The sequence below is a fragment of the Parafrankia soli genome (assembly GCF_001854695.1).
In the GTDB taxonomy this organism is placed as follows: Bacteria; Actinomycetota; Actinomycetes; order Frankiales; family Frankiaceae; genus Parafrankia; species Parafrankia soli.
In genome coordinates this window covers 1-16,661 of record NZ_MAXA01000158.1, presented here as the reverse complement: position 1 = coordinate 16,661, position 16,661 = coordinate 1, and the positions used below count along the sequence as shown (strand labels likewise).

General features: G+C 73.7%; 18 protein-coding genes and 3 pseudogenes. 10 read left to right on the top strand and 11 right to left on the bottom strand.

The genetic code is table 11. From position 1 onward, the window contains the following. Window positions 1-36: 36 nt before the first annotated feature. From BBK14_RS13560 to BBK14_RS13550, 3 genes are all read right to left on the bottom strand, one after another. Window positions 37-1,557, bottom strand: coding sequence for an ATP-binding protein (locus BBK14_RS13560; protein WP_071062613.1), 1,521 nt, complete (start codon window positions 1,555-1,557; stop codon window positions 37-39). 41 nt (window positions 1,558-1,598) lie between these two features. Continuing rightward, on the bottom strand, window positions 1,599-3,347 hold the full coding sequence (locus BBK14_RS13555) for an NAD(P)/FAD-dependent oxidoreductase (protein WP_198541267.1): 1,749 nt from the start codon (window positions 3,345-3,347) through the stop codon (window positions 1,599-1,601). A 65-nt stretch (window positions 3,348-3,412) separates the two neighbouring features. Next, window positions 3,413-4,111 carry a hypothetical protein gene (locus BBK14_RS13550; protein WP_071062497.1) on the bottom strand — a complete coding sequence of 233 codons (699 nt, stop codon included), beginning with the start codon at window positions 4,109-4,111 and terminating at the stop codon, window positions 3,413-3,415. 517 nt (window positions 4,112-4,628) lie between these two features. Here BBK14_RS13550 and BBK14_RS13545 point away from each other — a divergent pair. Next, a complete protein-coding gene (locus BBK14_RS13545; RefSeq protein ID WP_235014426.1) occupies window positions 4,629-5,471 on the top strand; it encodes a CE1 family esterase in 843 nt (280 codons plus the stop codon). A gap of 48 nt (window positions 5,472-5,519) precedes the next feature. Here the strand turns inward: BBK14_RS13545 and BBK14_RS36975 are convergent, their stop codons facing one another. Beyond that, on the bottom strand, window positions 5,520-6,206 hold the full coding sequence (locus BBK14_RS36975) for a maleylpyruvate isomerase N-terminal domain-containing protein (protein ID WP_071062493.1): 687 nt from the start codon (window positions 6,204-6,206) through the stop codon (window positions 5,520-5,522). Between the two features lie 21 nt (window positions 6,207-6,227). Between BBK14_RS36975 and BBK14_RS37795 the strand changes: the two genes are divergently transcribed. From BBK14_RS37795 to BBK14_RS42830, 3 genes and pseudogenes are all read left to right on the top strand, one after another. Next, the gene (locus BBK14_RS37795; protein ID WP_241831463.1) at window positions 6,228-6,833 is read left to right on the top strand and encodes a CGNR zinc finger domain-containing protein; all 606 of its coding nucleotides are present in this window, start codon (window positions 6,228-6,230) and stop codon (window positions 6,831-6,833) included. 111 nt (window positions 6,834-6,944) lie between these two features. Further along, window positions 6,945-7,397, top strand: a complete 453-nt coding sequence (locus tag BBK14_RS13530) for a MerR family transcriptional regulator (RefSeq protein ID WP_071062492.1) — start codon at window positions 6,945-6,947, stop codon at window positions 7,395-7,397. Beyond that, window positions 7,394-7,570: pseudogene (locus BBK14_RS42830) on the top strand (thioredoxin family protein); the annotation flags it as partial. The gene BBK14_RS13530 and the pseudogene BBK14_RS42830, both read left to right, overlap by 4 nt. Before the next feature lie 45 nt (window positions 7,571-7,615). On the opposite strand, the gene BBK14_RS38255 reads toward BBK14_RS42830, so the two are convergent. Continuing rightward, the gene (locus tag BBK14_RS38255) at window positions 7,616-8,062 is read right to left on the bottom strand and encodes a GGDEF domain-containing protein (RefSeq protein WP_071062490.1); all 447 of its coding nucleotides are present in this window, start codon (window positions 8,060-8,062) and stop codon (window positions 7,616-7,618) included. A gap of 225 nt (window positions 8,063-8,287) precedes the next feature. Between BBK14_RS38255 and BBK14_RS38250 the strand changes: the two genes are divergently transcribed. The 3 genes from BBK14_RS38250 (at window position 8,288) to BBK14_RS13510 (ending at window position 10,257) form a co-directional block, all read left to right on the top strand. Then, the gene (locus BBK14_RS38250; protein ID WP_198541266.1) at window positions 8,288-8,458 is read left to right on the top strand and encodes a hypothetical protein; all 171 of its coding nucleotides are present in this window, start codon (window positions 8,288-8,290) and stop codon (window positions 8,456-8,458) included. A gap of 752 nt (window positions 8,459-9,210) precedes the next feature. Then, window positions 9,211-9,921: an MBL fold metallo-hydrolase gene (locus BBK14_RS13515; protein WP_071062485.1), complete on the top strand. Its 711-nt coding sequence runs from the start codon at window positions 9,211-9,213 to the stop codon at window positions 9,919-9,921. 33 nt (window positions 9,922-9,954) lie between these two features. Further along, window positions 9,955-10,257, top strand: a complete 303-nt coding sequence (locus tag BBK14_RS13510; RefSeq protein ID WP_083390919.1) for an Rdx family protein — start codon at window positions 9,955-9,957, stop codon at window positions 10,255-10,257. Window positions 10,258-10,334: 77 nt separating this feature from the next. On the opposite strand, the gene BBK14_RS13505 is transcribed toward BBK14_RS13510, so the two are convergent. The 6 genes and pseudogenes from BBK14_RS13505 to BBK14_RS13485 all read right to left on the bottom strand — a co-directional run bounded on the left by BBK14_RS13505 (window position 10,335) and on the right by BBK14_RS13485 (window position 14,927). Next, on the bottom strand, window positions 10,335-11,102 hold the full coding sequence (locus BBK14_RS13505; RefSeq protein WP_071062484.1) for a hypothetical protein: 768 nt from the start codon (window positions 11,100-11,102) through the stop codon (window positions 10,335-10,337). After that, window positions 11,099-11,899: pseudogene (locus tag BBK14_RS13500) on the bottom strand (ATP-binding cassette domain-containing protein); the annotation flags it as partial. The pseudogene BBK14_RS13500 and the gene BBK14_RS13505, both read right to left, overlap by 4 nt. Before the next feature lie 83 nt (window positions 11,900-11,982). Continuing rightward, entirely contained in the window at window positions 11,983-12,141 is a 159-nt protein-coding gene (locus tag BBK14_RS42825) for a response regulator transcription factor (RefSeq protein WP_241831471.1), read from the bottom strand. A 277-nt stretch (window positions 12,142-12,418) separates the two neighbouring features. Then, window positions 12,419-12,646 (bottom strand): annotated as a pseudogene (locus tag BBK14_RS42820) (response regulator); the annotation flags it as partial. 83 nt (window positions 12,647-12,729) lie between these two features. Then, entirely contained in the window at window positions 12,730-14,058 is a 1,329-nt protein-coding gene (locus tag BBK14_RS13490; RefSeq protein ID WP_071062480.1) for a sensor histidine kinase, read from the bottom strand. Window positions 14,059-14,186: 128 nt separating this feature from the next. Continuing rightward, window positions 14,187-14,927 (bottom strand): CAP domain-containing protein, encoded by a 741-nt coding sequence (locus tag BBK14_RS13485; RefSeq protein WP_071062478.1) that lies wholly within the window; start codon window positions 14,925-14,927, stop codon window positions 14,187-14,189. A gap of 226 nt (window positions 14,928-15,153) precedes the next feature. Between BBK14_RS13485 and BBK14_RS13480 the strand changes: the two genes are divergently transcribed. The 3 genes from BBK14_RS13480 (at window position 15,154) to BBK14_RS38900 (ending at window position 16,628) form a co-directional block, all read left to right on the top strand. Then, window positions 15,154-15,966: a DUF427 domain-containing protein gene (locus BBK14_RS13480; protein WP_071062476.1), complete on the top strand. Its 813-nt coding sequence runs from the start codon at window positions 15,154-15,156 to the stop codon at window positions 15,964-15,966. 6 nt (window positions 15,967-15,972) lie between these two features. Beyond that, window positions 15,973-16,311 (top strand): hypothetical protein, encoded by a 339-nt coding sequence (locus tag BBK14_RS13475; protein ID WP_071062473.1) that lies wholly within the window; start codon window positions 15,973-15,975, stop codon window positions 16,309-16,311. Between the two features lie 137 nt (window positions 16,312-16,448). Then, window positions 16,449-16,628 carry a hypothetical protein gene (locus BBK14_RS38900; RefSeq protein ID WP_071062471.1) on the top strand — a complete coding sequence of 60 codons (180 nt, stop codon included), beginning with the start codon at window positions 16,449-16,451 and terminating at the stop codon, window positions 16,626-16,628. Window positions 16,629-16,661: the final 33 nt, after the last annotated feature.

The window sequence follows — 16,661 nt, the reverse complement described above, 5'->3', positions numbered from 1 at the left end:
ACTACGTACTGAAGGTCGAGCGCTACCTGTGACCCGCTAAGCCGGATCGGTGTCGGTCGGGACCGCGGGCTCCTCGTGGGGCGCGGCCTCGGCGGGCATCAGCGGGTCGGGATGCATCGGCAGGGTCACCCGGAACCTGGTGTCGCCGGGCTCCGACGTCACGGTCAGGTCACCGTGGTGGCGGCCGACGACGATGCGCCAGGAGATGTCCAGCCCGAGGCCGGTGCCCTCGCCGACCGGCTTCGTGGTGAAGAACGGCTCGAAGATGCGGTCGCGGATCTCCGGCGGCACGCCGGGCCCGGAGTCCCGAACCTCGACGACCAGGTTGTCGTGGTCCGCCGAGGTGGCGACGGTCAGCGTCCCGGAGCCGGCCATCGCGGCGACCGCGTTGTCGATGAGGTTCGTCCAGACCTGGTTGAGCTCGCCGGCGTAGACCGCGATCTCGGGCAGCGCCCGGTCGTACTCGCGCACCACCCGCACCCCCGACAGCTTCCCGCCGAGCATGGCCAGCGTGCTGTCCAGCAGCTCGTGGACGTCGACACTGCGGTACGGCGCCCGGTCGAGCTGGGAGTACTGCTTGGCCGCCCCGAGCAGGGTGGAGATCCGGGTGGTGGAGTCCTCGATCTCCTTCATCAGCAGTTCGCTCTCGACCGTGTAGTACAGCCAGCGGATCGCGCCCTCCAGCACCTCGGGCGCCACCGTCGCCGCGACCCGCTCCAGCCAGTCGACGTCGAACCCCGCCTGGACGAACGTCGGCGCGATCTCCCACCCCTGGTCGCAGCCGTGGTCCTCCAACCAGTCGGTCAGGGTGTCCTCGCGGTCGCTGGTCTCCATCGGGGTCAGCGTCGGGGCCTTCGCCACCCGCTCGGCGGCCTCCTCCTGCAGGCCGATCAGGGTCTCCAGCGCCTTGCGGTCGTACGGCCCGGCGGCGATCAGGCCGAGCTTGTGCCGCATGCCGGCGACCCGCTCCCGCAACGACGCCGTGGCCCGCACCGCGGCGGCCGCCGGGTTGTTGAGCTCGTGGGTCAGCCCGGCGGACAGCGAGCCGAGCGCGAGCAGCCGCTCCCGCTGGCCGGTGAGCGCCTGGGTGCTCTGCAGGCCGAAGAACAGCCCCTCCAGCATGTGGACGGCCATCGGGAACCACTCGCGCATCAGCCGCGCCAGCGCCGCGCCGTCCAGCACGACGAAGCGGGACGGGATCGTGACCCGCATCGAGTTGGTGTAGAGCTGGGGGACGCGGTCGCCGAGGTAGGAGTGCCACGCCCCGGAGTACACGCCGCGCTGGGTCGTCCGGCTGACCTCGACGTCGTCGTCGCCGACCCGCCGGGTCAGCACCAGGCCGCCCTCGACCAGCACGTAGAAGCAGGTGGCCGGCTCGCCCTCGCGGAACACGACGCCCGGCTCGATCAGCTCGACGTGGCCGTTGCGGCAGATCCAGTCCAGCTGGTCGTCGGTGAGCTTCTCGAACAGGAACAGTGTGCGCAGCTCGTCGAGATCGCAGGGCATCGCCTGGCCCTGGGCGCAGGCCTGGGTGGCGCCAACCGCGTCGTCCGCCATGGTGCTCACTCCGCCTTCCGTGGTCAGCGCTTCGCGAGGTATCAGCGCTTCGCGAGGTAACGGTGCACGAGCGCGACGGCCATGGCCCCCTCGCCGACGGCCGAGGCCACCCGTTTCACCGACTCGGCGCGCGCGTCGCCGGCCACGAACACGCCTGGCACGCTGCTCTCCAGGTGGTACGGGTCGCGGTCGAGATCCCAGCCGGACGGGCGCTGCCCGTCGACGACGAGATCCGGCCCGGCGACGACGAACCCGTGCTCGTCGCGCACGACGACGCCGTCCAGCCAGTCGGTGCGCGGGGCGGCACCGATGAAGACGAACAGCCACTGGGAGTCGACCTGCTCGGTCTGACCGGTGCTGTTGTCCCGCAGGACGAGGCTCTCCAGGTGGTCGGTGCCCTGCGCGGAGACGACCTCGGTGCACACCCGGACCGTGATCGTCGGCACGGCCGCGATCTGTTGGATGAGGTAGTGCGACATGGACGCCTCGAGCGACTTGCCGCGCACCAGCATCGTCACCGAGCGGGCGTGCCGGGAGAAGTACATCGCGGCCTGGCCGGCGGAGTTCGCCCCGCCGACGACGTAGACGTCCTGGCCGGAGCAGCTCGGCGCCTCCGTCAGCGCGGAGCCGTAGAAGACGCCCCGGCCGGTCAGCTCGGTCAGGCCGGGGGCGGCGAGCTGGCGGTAGGAGACGCCGGTGGCGAGGATCACCGTGTGCGCGTCGATCTGGCCGCCGTCGGCGAGGAGCAGCCGGCGGGCCGGACCGGCGGCCTCCAGTGTCACGACGTCGGCGGCGGTGAGCAGCTCGGCGCCGAACTTCACGGCCTGGCGGCGGGCCCGGTCGGTGAGCTGGGAGCCGGAGACGCCGTCCGGGAAGCCCAGGTAGTTCTCGATCCGCGAGCTCTGGCCGGCCTGGCCGCCGGTCGCGTGCCGCTCGAGGAGCACCGTCCGCAGGCCCTCGGAGGCGCCGTACACCGCCGCGCCGAGGCCGGCCGGGCCGCCGCCGACCACGACGAGGTCGTAGAAGTCGCCGGTGGGGGCGGTCGCGAGACCGACCTGGGCGGCGAGCTCGGTGTCGGTCGGGTCGGTCAGCGCCGAGCCGTCGGTCGTGATGACGCAGGGCAGCGACTCCGGGTTCGCGCCGGCGGCCGTGAGCAGCCGCGCGCCCTCCGGCTCGTCGGCCAGATACCAGCGGTAGGGGACCTGGTTGCGGGCCAGGAAGTCGCGCACCTCGTACGAGCGGGCCGACCAGCGGTGCCCGACCACCCTGGTCTCGGCGACCGGCCGGTGGTCGGTGGCGCGCCACGCGTCGAGCAGCGCGTCGAGCACCGGGTAGAGCTTCTCCTCCGGCGGGTCCCACGGCTTGAGCAGGTAGTGGTCGAGGTCGACGACGTTGATGGCGTCGATCGCGGCCTCGGTGTCGGCGTAGGCGGTCAGCAGCACGCGCCGCGCGGCCGGGAACAGGTCCATCGCCTGCTCGAGGAACTCGATGCCGTTCATCCCGGGCATGCGGTAGTCGGCGAGCAGGACGGCGACCGCGTCGCCGCGCAGTTTGATCTCGCGCAGCGCCTCCAGCGCCTGCGCCCCCGACTCGGCACGCACGATCCGGTACGTCCCGCCGTACCGGCGGCGCAGGTCGCGGGCGACGGCGCGGGAGACGCTCACGTCGTCGTCGACGGTCAGCAGCACGGCCCGGGGGGCACCGCGCCCGCCACCGGGGTTGCCGCGCTCACCCTGGCCGTCGCCGGAGCCTGGATGTGCCTGGCCGGCCGGGTTCTCGCCCGCCGCCATCAACGCGCCGGGTGGGTTGCCGGGAGTGTTTCGATGCGTCGCCTGCGTCCGGTCACGCGGTCAGTCTAGTTCCGGTGCAGCGGTCGCCCCGGGTGCTCCGTGATGTTTGCGCCGGAAGCGAAGTTCGTGGCGGAAACGTCGTTCGCGCGGGAATCGCCGCGCAACGCCGGAGGGCGTGACTCGCGGACGTCCGGGCGGGTCGCGTCATCGATCACGAAGTCGCCGAGGTCGAGGTCGCGCTCGCGGGTCAGGAACAGGCGGATCTGGTCGCGGTCGGACGGCGCGGCGGCGCGGACCCGGCGCACCGCGCCGGCCGCCCGCCGCCGGGGGCCGGCCGGGTCCGGCCCGCCCGGCGGCACCCCGCCGGGCAGCGGGCCCACCGCCACGCCGTCCACCGGGACGAACGGGACCACGCCGTCCAGGATGAGCTGGCCGGGCGCGCGGTCGCCCTCCCACGCCCCGCCGTCGCGCTGCACGAAGAGCTCCTGGCCGTGCACGGCGAACCGCAGCTGGGACGGCTCCGCCCGACCGGCGTGCACCGCGGCCCCGCCGTAGGCGGCCGCCATCCCGTGGCGGGCGGGATCCCAGCCGGCGGCCGGTTCGGCGCCGGGCAGGAGGCGCAGCCGCTCGGCGGCCCCCCGGATGTGACGCAGGCTGAGCCCGGCCCGGCGCAGTGCCGCGATCGCCCGCGCCTGCGTCAGCTCGCCGCGGCCGGGGCGAAGCAGGCCGGAACGCCGCCAGTAGGCGAGCTGGCCGGGTGTCACATGGCCCGTGGGAACAGGGCCCGTGGGAACAGGGCTCGCGGGGACAGAGCCGGCCGGAACAGAGCCCGCGGGAATCGGTTGGCCCGCCGCCGGAATCGGCTCGGGCACGTCGTCGTCCGGGCGGACAGGCTGTTCCGGAATCGGCGCGGGCATTGCGCCCGGCGGCCCCGTCACCTGGTCCGTCACCCGGCGAATGTAGCTCTCCGCCGGGCGGCCGGCTCGTCCGAGGTTGCCTTTGTTGTCGGCTTCGTGTCCTCGCCGGGGGGATCATTCCCCGGGGGATGGGACGTAATGTCCGGACGTGGCCGGAAAATCGGGTGACAGGTGGATCAGCCGAATCCTGTGCGCGACGGCCGCCCTGGCGTGTCTGACCGCGTGTGGCGCGGGCGGCGGCCGGCCTGCCGAGCCCGGTTCCGCGGGAGCGGTCACGCCTGCCTCGTCCGCCCAGTCTCCGCCTGTCCAGTCCCCGCCTGCCCGGTCCGCCCCGGGACGGGCTGCCGCGCCGGCCGGGGCGGCGGTGGCGAGCACGGCCGGCTGCGCGGCGGACCCCGCCACCGCGCCTGCCGTGGGCCCGCGGCACCTGTCGCACGACGCCGCCGAGCGCACCTATCTCCTCGCCCTGCCGACCGGCTACGACGGACGGACCCCGGCGCCGGTCGTCGTCGACTTCCACGGTTTCAAGGCGAGCAAGGAGACCCAGGAGGCCCGGAGCGGAATGGGCCGGCTCGGTGCCGATCGCGGCTTCGTCGTCGTGACACCGGACGCGCTCGGCGAACCGCGCCGCTGGAACACCCCGGCCGCGCCGGAGGCGGCCGACGACTTCGGCTTCGTCGCCGCGCTGCTCGACGACCTTGGTGCCCACCTGTGTCTCGACCCCGGCCGGGTCTACGCCGCGGGGCATTCGAACGGCGCCGAGTTCGCCGCCGCGCTGGTGTGCCGCCAGGCGCCACGGTTCGCCGGCGTCGCGATGGTCTCCTCGACCAGCCTCGCGACCTGCCCACCCGGCGCCGCTCCCGCGACCATGGCGGTCCACGGGACGGCCGACCCGTCCGTGCCGTATGCCGGGGGCGTGATCAGCGGTTCCACCACCCGGGTCCCGGCCGCGACCCAGGTGATCGACGAGTACGCACGCCGATACGCCTGCGCGCCCGCCGTGCTGCGCACCGTGGCCGGGATGGGAGTGGAGCGGATGCGCCACACCGGCTGCGCGGGCGGCGCCGAGGTCGTCCTCGACACCGTCGTCGGCGGGACGCACGCGTGGCCGAGCAGCCCCGACGCGCTCGCCGACCGCGTCGACTCCCCGGCCGGCCGCTCCTACCAGGCGACGGCCGCCATCCTGGATTTCTTCGCCGGGCACTGACGCGTCCACCGGTCGGTGCGCCGCCTGACCGTGGTCCGCGGCCCCTGGTCACAGCGCGCTGAGACCCGGACGCAGCCCGGTCCGTCCGGTGAGCAGGAGAAGCAGGTCGGCGGGGTGCGGGCCGGCGGCGGCCAGCTCGGCCGCCAGCCCCAGGCCCGACGCGATTGCCGGTCCCAGCGCCGGGACGGGCGTCGCGCCGTGGTGGTCGGGCAGCACCCGGGCCAGGTCGAGGCAGTGCACCGTCAGCTCGAAGGTCCTCGTCGGCAGGTACTGGATGAACGGCATCGTGCCGACCGGGCTGCCGACCGGGCTGTCGTCGGGGGTCGCCGCCACCAGTGCCAGGACCCGGTCGGCCAGTTCCCGCACGGCGCCGGCCGGGTCGGCTCCGAGCGCGCGGCCGGCGGCCCGGCCGCGTTCGGTCACCGCGGCCGGGTCGGCGAGTACCGCGCGGGCCGACACGTAGTAGTCCGCCGGGCTGGTCAGGTCGAAGCCGCCCGGGGGCGGGCCGGTCGAAACGGCCGTCGACGGTACGTACGCCTCGATCGTCGACAGTGCCCGGCTGGCGTGGCCGAGCAGGTCCCGCACCGTCCACACGCCGAGCGCGGGCAGGGCCAGGTCGCTCGTGGACGCCCGACCGGCCAGGTCCGTGAACGCGCGCGCGGCCTGGTCGAACTCGACGCGCCGGGCCCGCGAGGCGCGCGCGTCCACGATCCCGGCCCTGTTCGTACTTTCCATGTAACGACTTATAGTCGTTATGTGGAGACGACGGCAACCAACACGGACGGGATGGTCGTCGACGGTCTGCCCGCCTGGGAGATGAACTTCCATTTCCTGTCCAGCCGGCTGTGCCTGTCGTTCACGGCGACGGTCGGGGAGCGGTGGCGCCGCAACTTCGAGCGGCTGCCCCAGCCCGCCGACCTCGGGCGCTGGTTCGTCGCCGCCGGCCTGCTGGACGTCCCGCCGGCCGTCACCGAAGAGGGTCTGCACTCCGCGCGCCGGCTGCGGGAGGCGATCTACCGCACCGCGCTGGCCGGTACGCGCGACGAGCCGGGCGTGGACGGCGACCGTCGGGTCATCAACGCCCACGCCCGCCGGGGCGGACTCGCCCCCCAGCTCACCGCGCGGCGATCCGTCGAGCTGCGACCGGGGCGCAGTCCCGCCGCCGACGCCCTCGCGACCGTCGCCCGCGACGCCGTCGACCTGCTGGGCGGGCCGGACATCACCCGGGTACGCGAGTGCGCCAGCCACGACTGCGCACTGCTGTTCCTGGACACGTCCCGGCCGGGACGCCGCCGGTGGTGCTCGGACCGGGCCTGCGGGAACCGTGCCCGCGCCGCCGCCCACCGCGCCCGCCACTCCTGACGGGCCGGGCACTCGGGCGGATCACCGGGCGGGCGCGCACCCACGGGGGCGGAGACAGAGCTTGCCTTCACACGGACGTCAACGTCTAGCGTCGGTGCGGAGGAGGTCGGGATGCGCATCGGTGAGCTGGCACGACGGGCGGGGACGAGTCCCCGGGCGCTGCGGCACTACGAGGACCAGGGGTTGCTCGCCGCCCGGCGGCTGGCCAACGGCTACCGGGACTACAGCGACGCGGACCTGCGAGCTGTCGAGGAGATCAGGGCGCTGCTCGCGGACGGGTTCGCGCTGGAGGAGACCCGTCCGTTCGTCGAGTGCCTGCGGGCCGGGAACGAGACGGCGGCCTCCTGCCCGGACTCGATCGAGGGCTACCGGCGCAAGATCGCCCAGATCGACGACTACGTCGCCCGGCTCCTGCGCTCCCGCGAACGGCTCGCCGCCCAGCTCGCGATGGCGCGGGACACGGCCGAGCCGCCCGGAGCCGAACCGGCTGACGGCCCGCCCCGGCCGGCAGTGCCGCCGCAGGGTATCCCGGGGTGCTCGCTCTACCCACCGCAGACCCGATGACCACGAAGGAGCTGATCATGATCACGTCCGATGTCCAGGACCGGTCGGCGCCGGCCGCGTCCGCCGGAACCGTGTGGCACGCCGACGACACCACGTTCGACGAGATCGTCCTGCGGTCGCCGCTGCCCGTCCTCGTCGACTTCTCCGCAGAGTGGTGCCCGCCGTGCCGGATGATGGCGCCTGCTGGCGGACATCGCAGATCAGCTGTGACGGGGCGGTCAGCTGTGACGGGGCGGCGGCGCGGCCGGGTCGTCCGCGGTTCTCCGGGACTCGATCACCGCGCCGCAACCGATCACGACCCGGTTGCGGCCCGCCGCCTTCGCGGCGTACAGGTTGCGGTCGGCGGCGATCAGCAGGTCCGTCTGGTCGTGCGCGTGCACCGGGTAGACGGCGGCGCCGACGGAGACGGTGGCCCGTAGCCGGGCCCCGCTGTCGAGCTCGATCAGGTCGCGGGCCACGTTGCGCCGCAGCCGTTCGGCGAGCTCGCCGACGGTCTCCGGCCCCACGGTGGGGCCGAGCAGGGCAAACTCCTCACCGCCGAAGCGGGCCAGCAGCTCGCCGGGCCGGCTGGCCGCGGCCAGCCGGGAGCCGATCTCCGCGAGGGCGGTGTCCCCGCACGGGTGGCCGTACCGGTCGTTGATCGACTTGAAGTTGTCGACGTCCACGAGGAGCAGCGCGAAGGGCTGCCCGGACCGGTCCGCGCGGCCGCCAGCAGTGCGGCGAGCCTGCCGGGAGCGAGCCGTCGGTCGTCGGCCTGCGGGGAGCACGACAGGTCCGCCATCGACGGGTGCAGCGCGGCGGCGGCGACCAGCACGTCCCCGAGGGCCCAGAGGGACTCGGTGACGTCCGCGACGACGTACCTGCCGCCCAGCGCCGAGATGGTGTACAGGATGTCGGAGGCCAGGGTGACCACCAGGCTGGCGACCAGCAGGACGAACGAGGCCGGCCGGCGGCCGGGCGCGAGCACCAGTATCAGCGACATGACGAGCAGGCCGAGGTCCATCACGGGGAAGGCGACCGAGACCAGCTGGGCGAGCTGCCCTGAGGCCGCCCGCTCGTAGGGTGTGATCACATAGAGCCAGTACAACAGTGACACGGCGACGGCGATGGACGTCGTGTCCAGCACCGCCGAGAGATTGCGGCCGGGTGCCCGCTGCCAGAACAGAAGTGCCAGCGCCGCGATCGCGAACGGGTAGCGGCCGATGTAGAACAGATCGGCCAGCGATGGAAATGTTGAATTGTGAAATACGATGAGATTTGTATAGAAGATGGCGTCGGCGACGGTGTAAAGGCCCTGGGCGACGGCAAGGAGAGCACCCACGGCGCGCGGGGCTCGGGGCGCCACCTCCGCACGCCGAGGGCGATCGCTCCGACGGTCGACGCGGTCGGCAGGCACCGCAGGGCCACCTGCGTCTCCGGGCCGACGGGAACGTCCACGCCCGCGCGGGTGAGGATCGTGCCCGCTCCGATCTCGTGTGCCACGAAAAGCGTGTACAGGACGAAGTATCCGACACCGCCGACGAGATAGGCCACCCAGGGCGTCACGCGCGGGCGACGCCGAACGGAACGTGCCGAGGTCCCCGTCGGTCCACCTCCGCAGGCCGGAGACGAATGACCTCATCGTAGGTTCGGCGTGATTTCAATACATCTTTTGTTGAGTGAGTTTATTTTTATTTGGTGTCGGTTTGACCGGCGTGCGGGGCTCACCAGCCTCGGCCCACGCCGCCCCGCCCCGCGATGGCACGTGGTGGGTGACGGTCCGCCCGCTCCACCGGTTCTGGAGTGCGGGCCCGGCGCTCCGTAGGCTCGCGGTGTGAGCGATCGCCTGTACTTCCGCCAGTTGCTGTCCGGCCGCGACTTCGCGGTGGGTGATCCCGCCGCGACCCAGATGGTCAACTTCGTCTACCTCATCGGTGACCGGGAGACGGGCGAGGCCGTCGTGGTCGACCCCGCCTACCGGGTGGGCGACCTGCTCGACGTGCTGGCCGCCGACGACATGCGGCTGACCGGGGCGCTGGTCACCCACCACCACGCCGACCACGTCGGCGGCACGGCCTTCGGCATCGAGCTGGAGGGGATCCGCGAGCTGCTGGAGCGCACGTCCGTCCCGATCCACCTGCAGCGGGACGAGGCCGAGTGGGTGCGGCGCGGGACGGGCGTGGGGGCCGCCGAGCTCGTCGAGCACGGCGACGACGACGTGGTCACCGTCGGCGCGGTGGACATCCGCCTGCTGCACACCCCCGGTCACACCCCGGGCAGCCAGTGCTTCCTCGTGGACGGGCGGCTCGTCGCCGGGGACACTCTGTTCCTCGAGGGCTGCGGGCGGATGGACTTCCCGGGCGGGGACGCCGCGGCGATGTACGACAGCCTGCGCCGCCTGGGCGCGCTGCCCGACGACGTCACCGTCTACCCGGGTCACCGGTACTCGGCGGAGTCCGCCGCGGAGCTCGGCGTGGTGCGCAAGATGAACTACGTCTTCCGGCCGACCAGCTCCCGGCAGTGGCTGGCGATGCTCGGCGCCTGACCGCCCGCGTGGCGGGTATGGACCACAGCGGGGGTGAGCGCCGTGGAGACTGACGGCTCGGCCGGCACACGGCCCCGGGTCGAGATCGAGTACTGCACCCGGTGCAGATGGCTCCCGCGGGCGGCCTGGCTCGCCCAGGAGCTGCTGACCACGTTCGAGGCGGATCTCGGCGCGGTCGCCCTCGTGCCCGGCACCGGTGGGGTGTTCACCGTCCGGCTGGGCGGTGAGGTGATCTGGGACCGCGGCGAGCAGGGCTTCCCCGAGCCGTCCGCCGTCAAACGCGCGCTGCGGGACAGGATCGCCCCCGGCCGGCCGCTGGGCCACGTCGAACACTGAGCACGGGCCGCGTCGAGCGCCAGCGGGGCGCATCGTGCGCCAGCGGGCGCAGCGCACGCCGTCAGCGGTGGACGCCGTCACCGGTGGACGAGGCTGATCTCCCTGGACGCGCGCACGCCGGCCACGCAGGCCAGGCCCAGCACCGTGACGACGACCGGCGCGCCCACGGCGAACGGGAACCGCCAGCCGGGGATGAACGGCAGCACGAAGGCGCCGACACCGCCGAGCACGAGCCCCTCGGCGAGCACCGCCGGCACCAGCGCCGGGACGAGCAGGATCGCGAACGCCGACTCGCGCACGTGCCGGGCCAGCCCGGCCAGCCAGCCGGAGACGAACCAGGCCGAGAGACCGAGGCCGTAGGCCGCGCCGAGCCGGCACACCGCCGCGGCGCTGTCGAACGAGACCCCGTTCGACAGCGCCCGCGGCCACCCGAACCCGGCGAAGACCACGCTCTCGACGGCGAACCCGGCCCCGAGGAAGAGCCCGCCCAGCAGGCCGACCGCCACCGCGCACACGACCACCGAACGGGCCAGCCGAGCCCGGGTGACGCCGTTGGTGATGAGCATCGGCGCGAACGTCGTGGTCATGGTCGTGCCGGCGGCCAGCATCAGCCAGCGCTGCCAGGTGGCGACGGCCACCTGCCACAGCGAGGTGTCCCGCTCGCCGACGAACGATATGACGGCGACCGCGGCGCCGTAGCCGAGCGCCGCCAGCAGCCACACCCAGCCCACCCAGGCCAGCGTGCCACCGGTCGTCACCGCCGCGGTGTGCACCAGCGGGGCCGGCCCGCCGCCGCGCCGCGCCGCCGGTGGTGCGACCGGTCCCGGGACCATGAGATCGCTCATCGTCGCGTCGTCTCCCCGCCGGTGAGGTGGCTGACCAGGTCCTGCAGGGAGACCGGGCCGATCTCGACCTCCCGTGGCGCCGCCGCCAGCCGCGGGATCGGGCCGAGCACGGTCGTGGACCTGGTCGACCCGAGCTGGCGCTGGGCGAGGACCCGCGCGTCGCCGACCAGCGCCCCGACCGCGTCCACCGGCCCGGTGATCTCGTGGCCCAGCGCGCGGGCCTCGTCCGCGGTGGTGTGCAGGAGCAGCCGTCCCCGGTCGAGGATCACGACCTCCTCGAGCAGCGGGGCGATCTCGTCGATCAGGTCGGTGCAGAGCACGACCGTGCGGGGATGGCGCCGGTGGTCGGCGCGCAGCTCCTCGTGGAACGCGGCCCGCGACGGGGCGTCCAGGCCCAGATGCGGCTCGTCGAAGATCGTGAGCGGCGCCCGGGCGGCCAGCCCGATGACCAGCGACAGGGCGGTGCGGCCGCCCCGGGAGAGATCGCGGACCTTGGCCCGCCGGTCCAGGCCGAACCGCGCCGCGAGGTGGTCGGCGAGGGCGGCGTCCCAACGCGGGCGCAGGTCACCGGCGATCGAGAGCGCCTCGCCGACCGGCAGCGAACGCTCGACGTCCGCCTGCTCGCGGACCAGGCAGATCTCGCTCATCAGGCGCGGGTCCTCGAACGGGTCGGCGCCGTCGACGCGCACCGTGCCAGCGCTCGGCCGCCCGTAGGCCGCCAGGATCGCCAGGATCGTGGACCTCCCCGCGCCGCCGCGGCCCAGCAGTCCGGCGACCACCCCCGGACGCAGTGCGAACGAGACCCCGTCGACGAGACGGGACCCGCCGCGCCGCACGGTGAGGTCGGTGACCTCGACAGCGAACCCGGCCCGCTCGTCGGTCATCCCGCGGGCTCCTCGGCGTCGTGGACGAGCAGGGCGAGCTGCACCCGGTTGCTCAGGTCGAGCTTGGTCAGCAGCCGGGAGACATACGACTTCGCCGTCGCCACGCTCATGAACAGCTCGCCGGCGATCTCCGCGTTCGACAGGCCCCGGCCCACCGCCAGCGCCACCTCCCGCTCCCGCGCGCTGAGCTGGGCGACGGCCCGGCGGGCAGCCGTGCGGCGGGCCGCCGAGCGTTCCGCCGCCACGGCCTGTGCCGCGACGGGCGGTGGCGGGGTGGCCGGTGGCGGGGGCGGCCTCCACCACCGCGATCCGGGCGATGAGCTGGCGGGTGACGGTGGGGGAGAGCATCGGCTCCCCGGCCGCCACCCGCAGCACCGCCCGCACGATCTCGGCCGGCGCAGTGTCCTTGAGCAGGAAGCCGCTCGCGCCGGCCCGCAGCGCGCGCAGCACCTGGTCGTCCGCGTCGAAGGTGGTCAGCACGACGACCTGGGGCGGCTGGTCGCGGGCGAGCAGCAGCTCGGTGGCCCGCAGCCCGTCCATCCGCGCCATCCGGATGTCCATCAGGACGACGTCCGGGCGCAGCGCGTCGACGGCCGCGGCGACCTCGTCACCGTCGGTCGCCTCGCCGACGATGCACGCGCCGTCGGCGCCGTCGAACATCATCGCCAGCGCGGAGCGGACGAGCGCGTCGTCGTCGACGACCAGGACCCGGACGGGCGCGTCGCCGTCGGGCGGGCCGGTGGTCAAGATCCCTCCCAGGGCAGCCACGCGTAGAGCCGGAACTCGCCCTCGGGGGTCGGGCCGTGCTCGAGCCGCCCGCCGACCAGCGCGGCCCGCTCGGTGAGACCGAGCAGCCCCGTCCCGGCCGGCCGGGCCCAGGACGGCAGCCCGGTCCGGGACGGCGGCTCGGAGCCGGGCTGGCGGGCGTTGCGGATCTCGAGGTGCAGTCCGTCGGCGGGTGACCCGTCGATGATCAGCCGGGCCGGTGCGCCGGGGGCGTGCCGCCGGGCGTTGGTCAGCCCCTCCTGCGCGATGCGGAAGGCGCTGCCGGCCATCACCGCGGGGGCGCTCGCCGCCTCGACCAGGTGAATGTAGGTCCGGATCTCCATGCCGGCCCGGCGGCACTCGTCCACCAGCTCGGGCAGGTCGCCCAGGGTCGGTTGGGGCCGGGCCGCCGGGTCCTCGGGGCCTTCGCGCAGCACCCCGATCGCCGCCCGCAGATCCCGCAGGGCCTCGTGGGCGCTCTCCCGGATCACCCCGGCGGCACCGGCGATCTGCTCCGGTGGCGCGCCCGGGTGGAACTCCAGCGCTCCGGCGTGCATCGTGAGCAGCGAGAGCCGATGCCCCAGGACGTCGTGCATCTCGCGGGCGATCCGGGTGCGCTCGAGCTGCCTGGCCGCGGCCACCCCGCGCCGCTGCTCGGCCTCGGCCAGCCGGGCCCGCTCGCGCAGCGACAGCAGCAGCTGGCGCCGGGAGCGGACGAACACCCCCCAGCCGACCGTCAGCGCCAGCATGACGATCAGGAAGACGACCGCCCCGGCGTAGGGCAGGTCGGGATCCGGCCAGATCGCGAAGTACACCAGGCCGGGCGTCCAGTAGACGGCCGCCAGCAGGAAGGTCGTGCGCAGCCGGCAGTGCACGGCCACGGTGAACAGCAGAACCACCGACGCGGCCGACGCTGTGGTGGAGAACAGCCCGGTGGGCCAGCTCAGCAGGAGCAGCGTCACCGGCCGGCGCCGCCRCCACCACAGCAGGCCGCACAGTGCCAGGCCCACGACAAGATCGACCAGCACCAGCGGATCCGGGACGTCGGCCCGCCGCGAGGCCTGCTCGACCAGTAGCAGCCCGCAGACCACCGAGAACGCGAACAGGACGGTGTCGACCACCCAGTCGCGCGCCGTGCGGCCAGGCGACCGGGCGGAGCCGTTCGCAGGCTCGTCCGCCGGCTCGTTCGCAGGCCCGTCCGCGGGCTCGATCAGCGCGCCGGGCAGCAGCCAGCGGAACCGGGGATCGTCGACCAGGCCGACATCCGGCGTGCCGGGCTCGTCGACCTCGGCCGCCCGGCGGGCCACCGCATCGACTTTCGGTCACCCCGGCCGGTGTCGATCGGCCACCGTCGACGCCCGCAGCCCAGGGACCGCCGGGGCCTTGGCGCTCCGGCGGTCCCTGGGCTCCGGCGGTCCCTGGACGGAGACCGGGGTCAGAGCTTCCCGAAGTCCTGCGTCCAGTAGTAACGGTACGAGCCGCCCTGGGCGTAGCCGACGCCGATGTGGGTGTAGCCGCAGTTGAGGATGTTCGCGCGGTGCCCCGAGCTGTTCATCCACATCTGGAGGGTCGCGGCCGGCGTGGTCGACCCGGCGGCGATGTTCTCGCCGACGAAGCCCGACGGGAAGCCGGCCGCCCTGGTCCGGTCGCCCGGCGAGCTGCCGTCCTGGCCGTCGTGGCTGAAGTAGTCGTTCGCCGCCATGTCCGCGGTGTGCGCCTGCGCCGCGGCGGTGAGACGGGTGTCGACGGCGAGCGGTCCGCAGCCGGCCTTCTCGCGTTCGACGTTGGTGAGCCGGACGACCTCGTCGGCCTGAGGGCTCGTCCCCGGCGGGGCCGGCGGAGCGGACGTGACCGGCGGGTTCGTGGGAACCGGCGGATCGGTCGGCCCGGGCGGATCGGTCGGCCGGGGCGGCCGGGTGGACGGCGGTGCCGTGGTCGGCGCCGGCGGTGTGGGAGCCGTGGTGGTGGGCGCCGCCGTCGGTGTCGACGGGGGCGGTGTCACCGTGGTCGGCGCCGACGACGTCGGCGTGGCCGTGGGCGATGTGCTCGTGCTTGCTGTCGGCACCGGGAACCCACCACCTGGTGGACCGCCCGGGGCCGGCCGGCAGGACGCGACGGCCGCCAGCAGGGCGACCGTGGCAGCTGCGCTGGCGACGGTCTTACGGACCGGGGCCATGGAGACTCCTCTGGGTGATCTCCCCCCTCGCAACGTCTGGAACTGTAGCGAACCGGACAACCAGCCGCCACGGCGGCCGGAGCCGTGGTCGGTACGTCGTGCCGGGGGTGTCCGGTGGTCGTCCACCGAGGCCGCGCGTGGTCATGATGGCGGATCATGTAGATGTCGTTCGCCGCGGCGGTGGAACGGCAGGAAGGTGTGCCGAACCCGCCGTGTTGGGCCTGGCATGAGCCTGACTCTCGGATCCGGCCCGTTCGCCAGCCACCGAGCCGGCACCTTCAACTTCGACCTGGACGCCGCCGCGCCCGCGCACGTCCTCTACCTCGAGGACGTGGCGCAGCGTGTCCGGGCGGAGCTCGCCGGCCAGACCGTGCTCGACACCCGTCGCGCCAGGATCCTGTACGAGACCAACCATCTGGGCGTCTGGTACGTCCCGCTCGAGGACATCCGGCAGGACCTGCTGGAGCCGACCGATCACCACACCTACTGCCCGTTCAAGGGCACCGCCTCGTACTGGACGCTGCGGGTCGGCGACCGGGTCGAGGAGAACGTGCTGTGGTCCTACCCCGAGCCGGTGCCGGGCGCCCCGCCCATAGCGGGGCTGGCGGCGTTCTACTTCGACCGCCTGGACGCCTGGTACGAGGAGGACGAACAGGTCTTCGGCCACCCCAGGGACCCCTACCACCGGGTGGACACCCGCCGCGCCTCCGACCAGGTCGAGGTGCTGGTGGGTGGTGAGGCGGTGGCCCGGACCACGCGCCCGGTGAAGCTCTTCGAGACGTCCCTGCCGCCCCGCTGGTACATCCCGCTCGAGGACGTCCGGGCCGAGGCCCTGGAGGGTTCCGGGACGCACACGGTGTGCGCCTACAAGGGCCAGGCGTCGTACTACACGGTGCGTGGTGGCGGCGAGGTGATCACGGACGGCGCCTGGTACTACCCGTCACCGCTGCCGGAGTCGGCCGGGATCGCCGGGCTGGTGTCGTTCCTCGGCAAGGGAATCACGGTTCTGGTCAACGGCGAGCCCGCCCCCGGAACCTGAGGCGCAATGCCACAGGACGACTGGCCAGACACGTGTGTCGTCGCAGTCCGGCTGCCGCGGGTCGCGGCGATCCGGCGCCGGACCGCCTACGACGTCGACGAACTCACCCGCGCCCGCCGCGTCACCGACCTGCAGACCGCCGCGCTCGGCGAGGACCCCCGTGTCGAACGCCGCCGGCGGATGGCCGAACCAGATCTGACCTTCGCCGCGTTCTGCGAGCGCACCGGCACCCCGTGGTACTCCACCGATCAGGGGGGACGGGCCTGGACCGCCTACCAGGCCGAACGCCGACGTCGCGGAGAGACCGACACCGACCCCTCCAGGGGAGTGTCAGGCGGCGTTTGAACTGGCCTGCTGGAGCAGGATGAGCTGGAGGCGGCCGCCCGTGTTGTCGGGACCGGGGTGGGAGGCCGTCATTGGATCTGGCTTTTTTCTGGGTGGTAGCCCCAGCGGAGCTTCGGGGTGGTGGCTGGAGCGTTTGGGTGAACTCGCCGATCGAGTCGCCGGACTTGGCGAGCTTGGTCGGGTGGTCGGGTTCGTTGGTGGCCTGGCCGGGCGGCTGCAAGTCCGAGCAGTTCCGGGACCGGCTGGTCGCCGTCGTCTTCCGCGGTCTTTTCGAGGACGAGCCCCGCGCCCGTCAACGCGTTCAGCAGCACGGGTAGCGGGACGTTGACGACCCCGACCCGGGAGCGGAT